We start from the raw sequence: 14,471 nt of genomic DNA on the forward strand, positions 1-14,471 counted from the left end.
CACGAGGGCTGCCGTTGGCCTTTCAGGTGGGCGCTCAGCTCATCTGCGAACGCAGTTCGATGGCTTCCTTGCGCTGGGTCTCGGTACCTTCCTTCATCACTTCGTCGAGTATCTCGCGGGCGCCGTCGTTGTCGCCCATGTCGATGTAGGCACGTGCCAGGTCAAGCTTGGTGGCGGCTTCGTCGGTACCGGAGAGGTAGTCGAACTCCGGCTCGTCGAGCATCAGGTCGGAGGCATCCTCGGCGGTGAAGTGCGGCGCGATGGAAGGCTGCTCGAGGTTCTGCGAGAGCTTGTCGAGCTCGGCGTTGACGTCGTCCAGCTCGGCGGCAAAGCTGGCGTCCAGCGGGTCCGGCTCGTCGGCCAGGGACAGGTCGAAATCATCGGCCAGGTCCGGGAAGCTGTCGTCCAGCCCCAGTGAGTCATCGAACGCGGCCAACTGGGCCTCGATATCCAGTGGCGCTTCAGGCGTAGCGGCGGGTGCAGCTTCAGGCGCCGGTGGCGCAAGGTCGGCGCCCATGTCGAGGTCGAAGTCGGACAGGTCATCCAGGATTGGCTCGGGCTCGACCGGTGCAGGTTCGGGCATCGGCTCGGCAGGCACCTCGGCGGGCGTCTCGGCCGGCACTTCAGTCACTGCCTGCTCCTGCACGTCGGGCACTTGCGGCGCTGGCGTCTCGGCCTGGGCCTGGGCCAGGGCCTGGGTCTGCTCTTGCAGCAGGGTATCGAAATCGAGGTCGTCGAGCGCCGCGATATCGGCAGGCGGCATGGCCTGCGGGGCCTGCGGATCATCGATCTGCAGGTCTGCCAGGCCCTCGAGACCTTCGAGGTCTTCAAGGCCTTCCAACCCCTCCAGGTCATCCAGGCTCAGGTCGAAGGCGCTGTCCAGGTCGTCTTCGCCCGGCAACTCGATTTCCGGCGCGGGCTGCGGGTCGTCCTGCAGCAGGTCCTGCACATACTGGGCATCCAGCTCGGCGGCCAGGGCCGCAGCGCTGACGCCCGCTGCGGCCACGCCGAGCATGGCCGGGTAACGCTGCTTGAGCGACTCGACATCGGCGTGGTTCTGACCATTGGCAACCAGTTGGCGCTCGTGGCCGACAAAGGCGTCACGGTCGCCCTGGCGGGCATAGACTTCCATCAGCTTCAGGCGCAGGTCGGCACGCTCGGGGGCCTGCTCCACCGCAGGCTCCAGCAGCTCGGCGGCATGGTTCAGACGACCGCGGGCAATGCTCAGGTCGACTTCCGCCAGCAGGGCATCGTCATTTGGCGCGGGGGCGTCCTCGGCCGGTGCCTGCACGGCAGCCGCGATGACGGCCGGTGCCACCACCGCAGCCGGGGCCGGAGACGGAACCTCTACCGGCTCGGGCGCGGGCTCGACCACGGGGGCCGGCTTGGGCTCGAATTCCGGCTCCAGCTCCAGCTCGGACTCCGGGTCCAGCCTGTCGTAGGCGGGTGCTACCTCGGCAGCCGCAGCCGCTGCAGCGGAGGCCGCCACCACACCCGGCGCCAGGGTCACGCTCGGCGCGGAGACCTCCAGGCCCTCGAAACTGCTTTGCGGCAGGTCCATGTCCGGCCCCAGGCCCAGGTCGCTTTCCTCGGCCAGGGCTCGCGCCATGCGCATGTGCTTTTCAGCCTCCTGCTGGGCACGACGCTTGCGCGCCAACAGCAGCAGAAGCAACAACAGCACCAGCAAGGCTGAACCTGCGATCAGCGCCAGCAGCCAGCTGTTGCCCAGCAGATCGTCGAGCATCTTGTCCGAATCGCTCGGGGTAACGGCAGCCGGCGGCGTTTCGGCCACCGGCGCGGTATCCACGGCAGCCGGCGCCGGGGACACCACCGCTTCGCTCGGTACCGCCTGCTGCAACTGGGCATCGATCGCCGGCTGCTCGGGCGCAGGCAGGCTCGCCGGCGCGGCGCTCTGGGCTTCCAGGCGCGCCAGCTGGTCGTTCTTCAGTTCGATCAGGCGCTGCAGCTTGTCCAGCTGGCTCTGCAGATCCGCCACACGGCTTTTCAGCTCGGCGTTGTCACGCCGGGTGGTGTCGAGGCTCTCTTCGGCCATCGCCAGCTTGTCGGCCAGGGCCTTGCTGTCGCCAGCCGCACCTTTGCCGCCGGGTGCCACCAGCTTGAGGTTGTCCTGCTGGGCGATACGCGCCGGGGCGGCGCCGGCCGCGTCACGCCGGGTGGCGTCGAGCTGGCGCGCACGCGGGCCCAGACGGCGCCCCTCACGCCAGGCCGCATACTGCTCGGCCACTTCCTTGACGGCCTGGCCCTGGGGGATGGCGGCGATCTGCTGCTGGTCGGGCAGGCGCAGTACCTGGCCAACCTTGAGCTGGTTGATGTTGCCGTTGTAGAAGGCATCGGGGTTGAGCGCCTGGATCGCCAGCATGGTCTGCTGCACCGATCCACCCTGGCGCGCCTTGGCGGCAATCTGCCACAAGGTGTCGCGACGCACGGTGGTGTGGCGGGCGGGCGCGGTCACCGCAGGGGTGACGCCCGAAGCCGCCTGGGCCGCTTCGGGAGAGAATTTGGAGGCGTCGATCAGTACGCTGTAGTCGCGCAGCAGGCGGCCCTGGGGCCACATCACCTGCACCAGGAACTTGACCATAGGGGCCGGCAGCGGCTGGCTGGAGGTCACCCGCAGCACGCTCTTGCCACTGGGGTTGATCACCGGGGTGAAGGTCAGGTCGTTGAGGTACGCCTGGCGTTCGACCCCGGCCTTGCTGAACTCTTCGGCCGGCGCCAGGCTGGGCACCACTTCGGCGGGAGTGAGGTCACGCACATCGAGCAATTCGATCTCGGCATCCAGCGGCTGGTTCTGCCCCGACTTGAGGGTCAGCTCGCCCAGCCCCAGCGCATGCGCCATACCCGAGGACAGCGCCGATGCCGCGGCTATTGCTAACACCAGTTTGCGAATTCGAAGCATGACCTCATCCTTTGTATGAACCTTCCCCGGCTACCGAGAAGAAAGTGAAAAACCGCCGTGAGGCATTTGACTGGCATGACCACCGGATCATGTTGGCAAGGTGCCCCGCAAGCGCGTGACGGCCGCTCACTTCCAGTATTTCAGAAACAATGTGCAAATCGTCGCCAAGTATCTTTTACGCAAGGTGTTTTATCAACAACTCCGCCAGCTGTACGGCGTTCAACGCCGCGCCTTTGCGCACGTTGTCGGTGGTCAGCCAGAGATTGAGCTGTTCGGCCTCGTCGACACCGCCACGCACCCGCCCGACATACACCACATCCTGGGCCACCGCATCACCGACCGGGGTCGGGTAGTCACCCGCCTCCACCAGCTCGACACTGTCGGCGTGCTCCAGCACGGCGTTCACCGCCGCCAGATCGACCGCCTTGCGACTGTGCACGGCCACAGTGTAGCTATCGCCGAAAAACACCGGGACTTGAACACAGGTCACGGAAATCTTCAGCGAAGGCAGGCCAAGCAACTCGCGCAGCTCACTCACCAGGCGACGCTCCAGGGCGCCATGGCCCTCGCTGTCGCTGGTACCCACCTGGGCCAGCAGGTTGAACGCCACCTGGCGATCGAAGAAGCGCGGCTCCAGCGGACGCGCATTGAGCAACTCCGCAGTTTGCCGGGCCAGTTCGCCCACCGCCTCGCGGCCCTGGGCCGACACCGCCATGCACGCCGTCACGTTGACCCGTTCCAGTTCCAGCAGGTGCTTGAGCGGGGCCAGCACCACCGCCAGGGCAACCGCGGCAGCGCTCGGGCTGACCAGTTGCACGGGCAGGCTCTGACTGTCGATGGCCTGTGGATTGGCCTCGGGCACCACTGCTGCCACCTGTTCGGCCGACAGCGCGCCGGACAGATCGATCACCGCACACCCGGCGGCACGCGCCTTGGCGGCGAAACTGCGGGTAACCGCAGGGCCTGCGGCGAAGAACGCCAGCTTGACCTGGCTGAAGTCGAAGGCATCGACTTCGCGCACGCGCAGGTTCTTGCCACGGTAGTTCACCGAGCTGCCCGCCGACTCGTTGCTGGCCAGCAGGTGCAGGGTGCCCAGGGGAAAATCGCGCTCCTCGAGGATTTGCACCAGGGTCTCGCCGACGGTGCCGGTGGCGCCGATCACGGCGATATCGTAGGTCTGAGTCATGGACAGTGCCTCTGGCAGAACGGGGGGAGCGGCACTTTACTCGGATTGCCGCAGCGAGACCACCCGGTGCCGGCAAAGGCATCAGGCCACCACAAAAAAGCCCCCTGCGTCGCAAGACGAGGGGGCCTGTTCTACCGCGCAGCAGCGATCAACGCTCCAGCAGGATCCGCAGCATGCGACGCAGCGGCTCGGCCGCGCCCCACAGCAGCTGGTCGCCCACGGTGAAGGCGCCCAGGTACTGCGACCCCATGTTCAGCTTGCGCAGACGCCCTACCGGGATGTTCAGCGTGCCGGTGACGTTGGTCGGGCTCAGCTCCTGCATGCTGATCTCGCGCTGGTTCGGCACCAGCTTCACCCAGGGGTTGTGCTGGCTGATCATGCCTTCGATGTCGGCGATCGGCACGTCCTTGTTCAGCTTGATGGTCAGCGCCTGGCTGTGGCAACGCATGGCGCCGATGCGCACGCAGATGCCGTCGACCGGGATCGGGTTCTTGAAACGACCCAGGATCTTGTTGGTCTCGGCCTGGGCCTTCCACTCTTCACGGCTCTGTCCGTTGGGCAGTTCCTTGTCGATCCACGGGATCAGGCTGCCGGCCAGCGGCACGCCGAAGTTCTCGGTCGGGTAGGCGTCGCTGCGCATGGCCTCGGCAACCTTGCGGTCGATGTCGAGGATGGCCGCCGCCGGGTTGGCCAGGTCATCGGCAACCGCCGCATGGGTAGCGCCCATCTGCTTGATCAGCTCGCGCATGTTCTGCGCGCCAGCGCCGGAGGCCGCCTGGTAGGTCATGGCGCTCATCCATTCGACCAGACCGGCTTCGAACAGGCCGCCCAGGCCCATCAGCATCAGGCTGACGGTGCAGTTGCCACCGATGTAGTTCTTGGTGCCGGCGTCCAGCTGCTGGTCGATGACCTTGCGGTTGACCGGGTCCAGCACGATGACCGCGTCATCCTGCATGCGCAGGCTGGAAGCGGCATCGATCCAGTAACCCTGCCAGCCGGCTTCGCGCAGCTTGGGGAACACCTCGTTGGTGTAGTCGCCACCCTGGCAGGTCAGGATCACATCGAGGGTCTTGAGCTCTTCAATGCTGTACGCATCCTTGAGCGGAGCAATGTCCTTGCCCACGGATGGCCCCTGGCCCCCGACATTGGAGGTAGTGAAGAACACCGGCTCGATCAGATCGAAATCCTGCTCTTCGAGCATCCGCTGCATGAGCACGGAACCGACCATACCGCGCCAACCGATCAGACCTACACGTTTCATCGCAACTACACCTTCGCTAAAAGTGGGCCGCCGCCTGGAAGAAACCAGCGGCGGGCCCGAGAGATTACAGATTCCGCAGCGCTGCGACTACTGCGTCGCCCATTTCCTGCGTACCTACCTTGCTGCAGCCCGCCGACCAGATGTCGCCGGTGCGCAGGCCCTGATCCAGCACCAGGCTCACGGCCTGTTCGATGGCCTCGGCCGCCGCCTGCTGGTTGAAGCTGTAACGCAGCATCATCGATACCGACAGGATGGTCGCCAGCGGGTTGGCGATGCCTTGCCCGGCGATGTCCGGGGCCGAACCGTGGCACGGCTCGTACATGCCCTTGTTGTTGGCATCCAGTGACGCCGACGGCAGCATGCCGATGGAACCGGTGAGCATGGAAGCCTCATCCGACAGGATGTCGCCGAACATGTTGTCGGTGACCATCACGTCGAACTGCTTGGGCGCGCGCACCAGTTGCATGGCGGCGTTGTCGACGTACATGTGGCTGAGCTCGACATCCGCGTAGTCCTTGGCCACGTCCTCGACGATTTCACGCCACAGCTGGCTGGAGGCGAGCACATTGGCCTTGTCCACCGAGCACAGCTTCTTGCCGCGCACGCGGGCCATGTCGAAACCGACACGGGCGATGCGGCGTATTTCGCTCTCGCTGTACGGCAGGGTGTCGTAGGCCTGGCGCTCGCCGCCTTCCAGTTCGCGGGTGCCGCGCGGCGCACCGAAGTAGATGCCGCCGGTCAGCTCGCGCACGATCAGGATATCCAGGCCGGCGACGATTTCTGGCTTGAGCGAGGACGCATCGGCCAGCTGCGGGTAGAGAATGGCCGGACGCAGGTTGGCGAACAGGCCCAGTTGCGAACGGATTTTCAGCAGGCCGCGCTCAGGGCGGATATCACGCTCGATCTTGTCCCACTTCGGCCCGCCCACCGCGCCCAGCAGCACGGCGTCGGCCTGGCGCGCACGTTCCAGGGTCTCGTCGGCCAGCGGCACGCCGTGCTTGTCGATGGCCGCGCCACCGATCACATCGTGCGCCAGGCTGAAGCCGAGCTGGAACTTGTCGTTGGCCAGTTCCAGCACCTTGACCGCCTCGGCCATGATTTCCGGGCCAATGCCATCACCTGGGAGAATCAGAATCTGCTTGCTCATGGGTTCCTCATCATTCAATTCAAGCGGTGCGCCGCACTGGCGTACCGGGGAAAACTCAGCGTTGGGCCCAGAGCACGATCACGTCGGTGCTGAAGGAGCCATCGGCTTCTATCTGGTAATGCTGGCGAACTTCGTCGCCCATCGCCTGCTGCAACTGGCGAATCGCCGCACGCATCGGCTCGGGGGTGCGCATGCGCTCCACCCACGAGGTGTATTCCAGGCGCAGGCGCTGGCGCGTGTGGCTGCGGGTGCACAGGCCGGCTTCGCTGACCTGTTGCAGCCACTCGCCGGCAGAATAATCGCGCACGTGGCTGGTGTCGCGCAGTACTTCGACGCTTTGCAGGTAGGTGTCGAGCAGCGGGCTGCCCGGCGACATGACGTCGACGAACGCGGCCACGCCGCCGGGCTTGAGCACCCGGCGCACCTCGCGCAGGGCCAGGCCCAGGTCGCTCCAGTGGTGCGCCGAGTAGCGGCTGAAGACGAAATCGAACGAGGCGTCGGCGAACGGCAGGCGCTCGGCGGCGCCACGCTCGGTGACGATGTTGTTCAAGCCGCGCTCGATGGCGGCGGCGCCGACCACGTCGAGCATCTGCTGCGACAGGTCATAGGCGACCACTTCGGCCACCAGCGGGGCGACATGGAAGCTCACGTGACCGGCACCGCAGCCAAGGTCCAGCAGGCGGGCGTCGGCGTGCCCGGCAAGCTCGGCCTGCAGCAGGGCGAATTCGCTACCCTGGGCATGCACGGCGCTGCTCAGGTAGGCAGAGGCTTGTTCGCCGAACTGGCGCTGGACGACTTCGGTGTGGGCGGTGCTGCGGGTCATCATGGATCTCCTGGGGCGGCTTGGCCGGCACATCACTGCATCATTCAGGCGTCGCGAAACAACCAGGGCTGGCTAGCACGGTGCCGGGCTTCAAACGCTGCAATCGCATCGCCATCCTGCAAGGTCAGGCCGATGTCATCCAGGCCGTTGAGCAGGCAATGCTTGCGGAACGCGTCGATCTCGAAGTGGAGCACCTTGCCGTCCGGCCGCGTCACGGTCTGCGCCTGCAGGTCGATGGTCAGCTGGTAGCCCGGGTCCGCCTCAACCTGCTTGAACAGCTCGTCGACTTCCTCGTCGCCGAGGATGATCGGCAGCAAGCCGTTCTTGAAGCTGTTGTTGAAGAAGATGTCGGCGTAGCTGGGAGCAATGATGCTGCGAAAGCCGTACTCTTCCAGCGCCCAAGGCGCATGCTCGCGGCTCGAACCGCAACCGAAGTTCTCCCGCGCCAGCAACACGCTGGCCCCCTGGTAACGCGCATGGTTGAGCACGAAATCCTGGTTCAGCGGGCGCTTGCTGTTGTCCTGGTAGGGCTGACCCACGTCCAGGTAACGCCATTCGTCGAACAGGTTCGGGCCGAACCCGGTGCGCTTGATCGACTTCAAGAACTGCTTGGGGATGATCTGGTCGGTGTCGACGTTGGCACGGTCCAACGGGGCGACCAGGCCGGTGTGCTGGGTAAAGGCTTTCATGCTGCGCTCCCTTGGATCAACTCGCGTACATCGACAAAACGACCGGTTACTGCGGCAGCCGCCGCCATTGCCGGGCTCACCAGGTGGGTACGCCCACCGGCGCCCTGGCGCCCCTCGAAGTTGCGGTTGGAGGTGGAGGCGCAATGCTCGCCACTTTCGAGGCGGTCCGGGTTCATCGCCAGGCACATCGAGCAGCCCGGCTCACGCCATTCGAAACCGGCCTCGAGGAAGATCTTGTCCAGGCCTTCCTGCTCGGCCTGCGCCTTGACCAGGCCCGAGCCCGGCACCACGATGGCCTGCTTGATGGTCGAGGCCACCTTGCGACCCTTGGCGATCACGGCCGCGGCGCGCAGGTCTTCGATGCGCGAGTTGGTGCACGAACCGATGAACACGCGGTCGAGCTGAATGTCGGTGATCGCCTGGTTGGCGTTCAGGCCCATGTACTTGAGGGCGCGTTCGATGGAACCGCGCTTGACCAGGTCGGCCTCGGCCGCCGGGTCCGGCACGCGCTGGTCGACCGCCAGCACCATCTCGGGCGAGGTGCCCCAGCTGACCTGCGGTTTGATCTGCGCCGCGTCCAGCTCGACCACGGTGTCGAACACCGCGTCGCTGTCGGACACCAGGTCTTTCCAGGCTTCGACGGCCAGGTCCCACTGCTCGCCCTTGGGCGCATACGGACGACCCTTGACGTAGGCAACGGTCTTCTCGTCGGTGGCCACCAGGCCCACCCGCGCACCGGCCTCGATGGACATGTTGCAGATGGTCATGCGGCCTTCGACCGACAACTCGCGAATGGCGCTGCCGGCAAACTCGATGGCATGCCCGTTGCCGCCGGCGGTCCCGATCTTGCCGATCACGGCCAGCACGATGTCCTTGGCAGTGACGCCGAACGGCAATTGCCCTTCGACGCGCACCAGCATGTTCTTCATCTTCTTGGCCACCAGGCACTGGGTAGCGAGCACGTGCTCGACCTCGGAGGTGCCGATGCCGTGGGCCAGGGCGCCGAACGCGCCGTGGGTGGAGGTATGCGAGTCGCCGCAGACCACGGTCATGCCGGGCAAGGTGGCACCCTGCTCCGGGCCGATGACGTGGACGATGCCCTGGCGCACATCGTTCATCTTGAATTCGGTGATGCCGTACTCGTCACAGTTTTCGTCGAGGGTCTGCACCTGCAGGCGCGACACCTGGTCGGCGATGGCCTCGATGCCGCCCTTGCGCTCTGGCGTGGTGGGCACGTTGTGGTCGGGGGTGGCGATGTTGGCATCGATGCGCCAGGGTTTGCGGTTGGCCAGGCGCAGCCCCTCGAAGGCCTGCGGCGACGTCACTTCGTGAATGATGTGACGGTCGATATAGATCAGCGCCGAACCGTCGTCGCGCTGCTTGACCAAGTGCGAATCCCAGAGCTTGTCGTAGAGCGTTTTGCCAGCCATCAGACTTTCCTCATCAGTCTTTCTATGCCAATAACCCCTTGGCTTGTACGGACGATGCTATGGGGTTAGATTGAATAACTCAAATTCATATTTTTTATGCTTTGGATAACTTTCAGGAATCCAAACCCGAGGAACTCATTCCGTGGACCTGGCCAACCTTAGTGCCTTCATCGCCATCGCTGAAACCGGGAGCTTTTCCGGTGCCGGCGAGCGCCTGCACCTGACCCAGCCGGCCATCAGCAAGCGCATTGCCGGGCTGGAGCAGCAGCTGGATGTGCGCCTGTTCGACCGCCTTGGCCGCGAGGTGAGCCTGACCGAAGCCGGCCGTGCCCTGCTGCCGCGTGCCTACCAGATCCTCAACGTGCTGGACGACACCCGGCGGGCCCTGACCAACCTCACCGGCGAGGTCAGCGGTCGACTGACCCTGGCCACCAGCCATCACATCGGTCTGCACCGCCTGCCGCCGCTGTTGCGGGCGTTTACCCGGCAGTACCCGGCGGTGGCTCTGGACATCCAGTTTCTGGACTCGGAAGTGGCCTACGAGGAAATTCTGCACGGGCGCGCCGAAATCGCCGTGATCACCCTCGCCCCCGAGCCCCACAGCCTGGTGCGCGCGGTGCCGGTATGGGACGACCCGCTGGATTTCGTGGTTGCCCCCGAGCACCCGCTGGCCTGCAAGGGCGCGGTGGGCCTGGCGGACATTGCCCACCACCCGGCCGTGTTCCCCGGCGGCAACACTTTCACACACCATATTGTGCAGCGTCTGTTCGAGGCCCAGGGCCTGGTCCCCAACATCGCCATGAGCACCAACTACCTGGAAACCATCAAGATGATGGTGTCGATCGGGCTGGCCTGGAGTGTGCTGCCGCGCACAATGCTCGATGAGCAGGTTGCATCCATCGACTTGCCGGGCATACAGCTGTCGCGCCAGCTAGGCTACATTCTGCACACGGAACGAACGTTATCGAATGCGGCCAGAGCCTTCATGGCCCTGCTCGACAGTCACGCAAGCCCGGCGTAGCCCGCCCCTGCCCCGGGGCGGCCCGCCACCAAGGACGTATCACCCGCCAAAGGTCTGGTACCGATGCCCAAGTCAGCCAATCGTTTTGCGCGCCTTCCCCGTATCCACGCAGCAGACCCCCAGGAGCTGGAACAGGCCTGGGAGAGTGCGCCGCAGTTGCTCGCGGCGCTCAATGGTGCGCACCTTGGCGCCTGGGTGTGGGATGTGGGCAGCGGGCGCATCAACTGGTCACGAGGCACCCAGGCATTGTTTGGCTTCGATCCGCATCAACCGCTGACCCACGACATCGACTACCTCGACCTGCTGCCGGAAGAGGACCGCGCGCGCATGCGCCAAGCCTTTCACGCAGTGCTCAACGGCGAGCCGGTGGACCAGGCCCTGCGCCATCGCATCCGCTGGCCGGACGGCAGCCTGCACTGGCTGGAAGTGAACGGCAGCCTGGCCACCAACCGCGACGGGCGCCTGCAGATGATCGGGGTGGTGCGCGAGATCACCCGCCAGCGCGAACGCGAAACCGCACTGATCAACTCCGAAAAGCGCTTTGCCACGCTTTTTCACCTGAGCCCGAACGTGGTGCTGCTGACCCGGCGCGCCGACGGACTGATCCATGAGGTCAACCAGCACTTCGAGAACATTCTTGGCTGGCCCGGCGCCCAGGTGATCGGGCGTACCACGCTGGAACTGGGCCTGTGGGCCAACCCCAGGCAGCGTGACCAGGTGCTGGAGGCCACCAGCGGCAACAACGGCCCGGTGACCCTGGAAGTGCAGTTTCGCGCCAGCAGCGGGCAGGTCCACGATGGCATCCTCAGCACGCAGGCCATCGAACTCGAAGGTGTCACCTACCTGCTCAGTACTTTCGTCGACACCAGCGAGCGCAAGCGTGCCGAACAGGCCCTCAAGGACAGCCAGGAGCGCCTGGACCTGGCACTGGACTCTGCCCAGCTGGGTACCTGGGACTGGCATATCCCCAGCGGCATGCTGTACGGCTCGGCCCGCGCGGCACAACTGCACGGCCTGGCGCCGGTGCCGTTCCACGAGTCGTTCGAGGCGTTTTTCGAAGGCGTGCCCGAGCTTGAGCGCAGCGGCATGCGCCAGGCCTATCGCAGCCTGCGCGAAGGCCCCGCGGGCAACTACCAGATCACCTACCGCATCCAGCTGGAAAACGGCGCCTCACGCTACCTGGAGAGCCGCGCACGGCTGTACCGTGACGACCAGGGCAACCCGCTGCGCATGGCCGGCACCCTGCTGGACATCACCGAACAGGTTGAACGCGAACAGCGCCTGACCAGCTCGGAGGAAAAGTTCGCCAGCCTGTTCCAGGTCAGCCCCGACCCCATCTGCGTCACCCGCCAGGACACCGGCCAGTTCATCGAGATCAACCAGGCGTTCACCCAGACCTTCGGCTGGTGCGCCGACCAGGTACTGGGTCGTACCGCCGAACAACTGGGGCTGTGGGCCGAATCGGCCGCCCGCGCACGACGCATCGAGCAGGTGATTCGCGACCAGGCGTTGAACAATGTCGCGGTGGTGGTCAATCACAAGGATGGCCAGCCCCTGACCTGTGTGATTTCCAGCCGCCTGATCAAGGTCGACAACCAGCCCTGCAGCGTCACCACCCTGCGCGACATCACCCAGCAGCAACGCGGCGAAGCCGCACTCAAGGCCAGTGAGGAGAAGTTCGCCAAGGCCTTCCACTCCAGCCCCGACGCCATCACCATCACCGAGCGCGACAGTGGCCGCTACCTGGAGGTGAACGACGGCTTCTGCCGACTCACCGGCTACAGCGCCGACGAGGTGATCGGCCAGAGCATGGCTCAGATCGGGTTGTGGGCCGACGACAAGCAGCAGACCCTGCTATTCGGTGAAATGCGTGAGCGCGGGCGGGTGCACCACCGCGAAATGCTGGGGCGCAACAAACGCGGCGAAATCCTCACCGTGGAGGTGTCGATGGAGCCGATCACCCTCAACGAGACAGACTGCCTGCTACTGACTGCCCGCGACGTCAGCCAGCTCAAGAATGCCCAGGCGCAGATCCGTCACCTGGCCTACCACGACCCGCTGACCAACCTGCCCAACCGCGCCCTGCTGATGGATCGCCTGAGCCAGCAGATCGCCCTGCTCAAACGCCAGAACCTGCGCGGCGCCCTGCTGTTCCTCGACCTCGACCACTTCAAGCACATCAACGACTCGCTGGGCCACCCGGTGGGCGATACGGTGCTCAAGATCATCACAGCCCGGCTTGAAGCCAGCGTGCGCCTGGAGGACACCGTGGCGCGCCTGGGGGGTGACGAGTTCGTGGTGCTGCTGAGCGGCCTGGAAGGCAGCCGCGAAGAGGTCACCGACAAGGTTCGCCAACTGGCCGACACCTTGCGCGAGCTGCTGGCCGAGCCGATGTCGCTGGACGGCCAGCGCCTGCAGGTAACCCCCAGCATCGGCGTGGCGCTGATCCCCGACCACGGCACCACGCCGGCCGACCTGCTCAAGCGCGCCGACATTGCGCTGTACCGCGCCAAGGATTCGGGTCGCAACACCACGCAACTGTTCCACACCACCATGCAGAAGGCCGCCAGTGAACGCCTGCGCATGGAGAGCGACCTGCGCATGGCCCTGGCCAGGGGCGAACTGGCGCTGCACTTCCAGCCCCAAGTGGATGCCCGTGACAACCGCATCGTCGGGGCCGAGGTGCTGCTGCGCTGGCATCATCCGCTGTTGGGCCAGCAGCCGCCCAGCCAGTTCATCCAGGTGCTGGAGGAAAGCGGGCTGATCCTGGAGGTGGGCAGCTGGATACTCGACGAAGCCTGTGACGCCTGCTCGCGCATGCTGCAGGACGGGCTGATCGATCCGATGGATTTCAGCCTGTGCGTGAACATCAGCCCGCGCCAGTTCCGCCAGAACGATTTCGTCGAGCGGGTGCGGCGCAGCCTGGACGACTACCGCCTGCCCTACCAGATGCTCAAGCTGGAGATCACCGAGGGCATCGTGATCCAGAACCTGGAGGACACCATCAGCAAGATGCGCGAGCTGAAGGCGTTCGGGGTGAGCTTTGCGATGGATGACTTCGGCACCGGCTACTCGTCGCTCACCTACCTCAAGCGCTTGCCGGTGGATGCGCTGAAGATCGATCAGTCATTCGTGCGCGATGCACCGCTGGACCCCAATGATGCAGAGATCGTCAAGGCCATCGTGGCCATGGCCAGAAGCCTGGACCTGGCAGTGATTGCCGAAGGGGTGGAGCTGTCGGAGCAACTGGAGTTTCTGGAGCGGCTGGGGTGCCATCTGTACCAGGGGTACCTGCACAGCCGGCCATTGCCGCTGAACGAGTTCAGGGCGATGCTGCTGCAGGCACCGGCGGACTACTGACACACCGCAGTACGGCAGTTGCCAGCAAGGCTGGCCCCTGCAGTGAAGAGCCGCGCGAACCGGGCACAAAAAAGGGCACCCGAAGGTGCCCTCTTTCACTCAGCCCGCACTCAGTTCAGCGCAGGTTTCTCGCCGTTGATCGGGATGCGCTTGGCCTTGGCTTCTTCAGGCACAACACGCAGCAGATCGACACTGAGCAGACCGTTGGCCAGGCCCGCCGACTTCACTTCGATGTGGTCAGCCAGGCGGAAGGACAACTTGAAGGCCCGCTGGGCGATGCCCTGGTGCAGGTAGGTGACGCTTTCACCACTGCTGTCACGCTTGCCGCCACTGACGGTCAGAACGCCTTTTTCCACTTGCAGGTCGAGGTCCTCTTCCTGGAAGCCAGCTGCAGCAACGACGATTCGGTAGTGGTCTTCGCCATGTTTTTCAACATTGTAGGGTGGGTAAGTGCTACCCGACTCGCTACGTGCCGCGGATTCGAACAGGTCGTTGAAACGGTCGAAGCCAACGGATTGACGGAACAGTGGAGCCAGAGAAAATGCGGTAGTCATGGTACATCTCCTGAAATATCAGCGAGTTGGTGATTGCGCGACCCGACTTCGGCATCGCGTACTCCCTAGATAAGGACCCGCCC

The 14,471-nt window shown here is 65.1% G+C and carries 10 protein-coding genes; 2 read left to right on the forward strand and 8 right to left on the reverse strand.

The features are described from left to right. Window positions 1-34 precede the first annotated feature (34 nt). From DN388_RS00100 to leuC, 7 genes are all read right to left on the reverse strand, one after another. Window positions 35-2,917 (reverse strand): FimV/HubP family polar landmark protein, encoded by a 2,883-nt coding sequence (locus DN388_RS00100; RefSeq protein WP_254996261.1) that lies wholly within the window; start codon window positions 2,915-2,917, stop codon window positions 35-37. 175 nt (window positions 2,918-3,092) lie between these two features. Then, complete coding sequence (locus tag DN388_RS00105; RefSeq protein ID WP_043862849.1) at window positions 3,093-4,103, reverse strand: aspartate-semialdehyde dehydrogenase; 1,011 nt, start codon at window positions 4,101-4,103, stop codon at window positions 3,093-3,095. A 148-nt stretch (window positions 4,104-4,251) separates the two neighbouring features. Then, complete coding sequence (gene asd, locus DN388_RS00110) at window positions 4,252-5,364, reverse strand: aspartate-semialdehyde dehydrogenase (RefSeq protein WP_043862850.1); 1,113 nt, start codon at window positions 5,362-5,364, stop codon at window positions 4,252-4,254. 64 nt (window positions 5,365-5,428) lie between these two features. Beyond that, complete coding sequence (gene leuB, locus DN388_RS00115) at window positions 5,429-6,511, reverse strand: 3-isopropylmalate dehydrogenase (protein WP_043862851.1); 1,083 nt, start codon at window positions 6,509-6,511, stop codon at window positions 5,429-5,431. Window positions 6,512-6,566: 55 nt separating this feature from the next. Then, a complete protein-coding gene (locus tag DN388_RS00120; RefSeq protein WP_043862852.1) occupies window positions 6,567-7,334 on the reverse strand; it encodes a class I SAM-dependent methyltransferase in 768 nt (255 codons plus the stop codon). 44 nt (window positions 7,335-7,378) lie between these two features. After that, complete coding sequence (leuD, locus tag DN388_RS00125; RefSeq protein WP_043862853.1) at window positions 7,379-8,023, reverse strand: 3-isopropylmalate dehydratase small subunit; 645 nt, start codon at window positions 8,021-8,023, stop codon at window positions 7,379-7,381. Then, the gene (gene leuC, locus DN388_RS00130; RefSeq protein ID WP_043862854.1) at window positions 8,020-9,453 is read right to left on the reverse strand and encodes a 3-isopropylmalate dehydratase large subunit; all 1,434 of its coding nucleotides are present in this window, start codon (window positions 9,451-9,453) and stop codon (window positions 8,020-8,022) included. Before leuC ends, leuD begins: the two co-directional genes overlap by 4 nt. Before the next feature lie 142 nt (window positions 9,454-9,595). On the opposite strand from leuC, the gene DN388_RS00135 reads away from it, so the two are divergent. Next, a complete protein-coding gene (locus tag DN388_RS00135; RefSeq protein WP_043862855.1) occupies window positions 9,596-10,474 on the forward strand; it encodes a LysR family transcriptional regulator in 879 nt (292 codons plus the stop codon). 63 nt (window positions 10,475-10,537) lie between these two features. Continuing rightward, on the forward strand, window positions 10,538-13,834 hold the full coding sequence (locus DN388_RS00140; RefSeq protein WP_054916654.1) for a PAS domain S-box protein: 3,297 nt from the start codon (window positions 10,538-10,540) through the stop codon (window positions 13,832-13,834). Between the two features lie 110 nt (window positions 13,835-13,944). Here the strand turns inward: DN388_RS00140 and DN388_RS00145 are convergent, their stop codons facing one another. Continuing rightward, window positions 13,945-14,388 carry an Hsp20 family protein gene (locus tag DN388_RS00145; protein ID WP_043862857.1) on the reverse strand — a complete coding sequence of 148 codons (444 nt, stop codon included), beginning with the start codon at window positions 14,386-14,388 and terminating at the stop codon, window positions 13,945-13,947. Window positions 14,389-14,471 lie beyond the last annotated feature (83 nt).

This window comes from Pseudomonas sp. S12(2018) (assembly GCF_024355235.1).
Classification (GTDB): domain Bacteria; phylum Pseudomonadota; class Gammaproteobacteria; order Pseudomonadales; family Pseudomonadaceae; genus Aquipseudomonas; species Aquipseudomonas palmensis.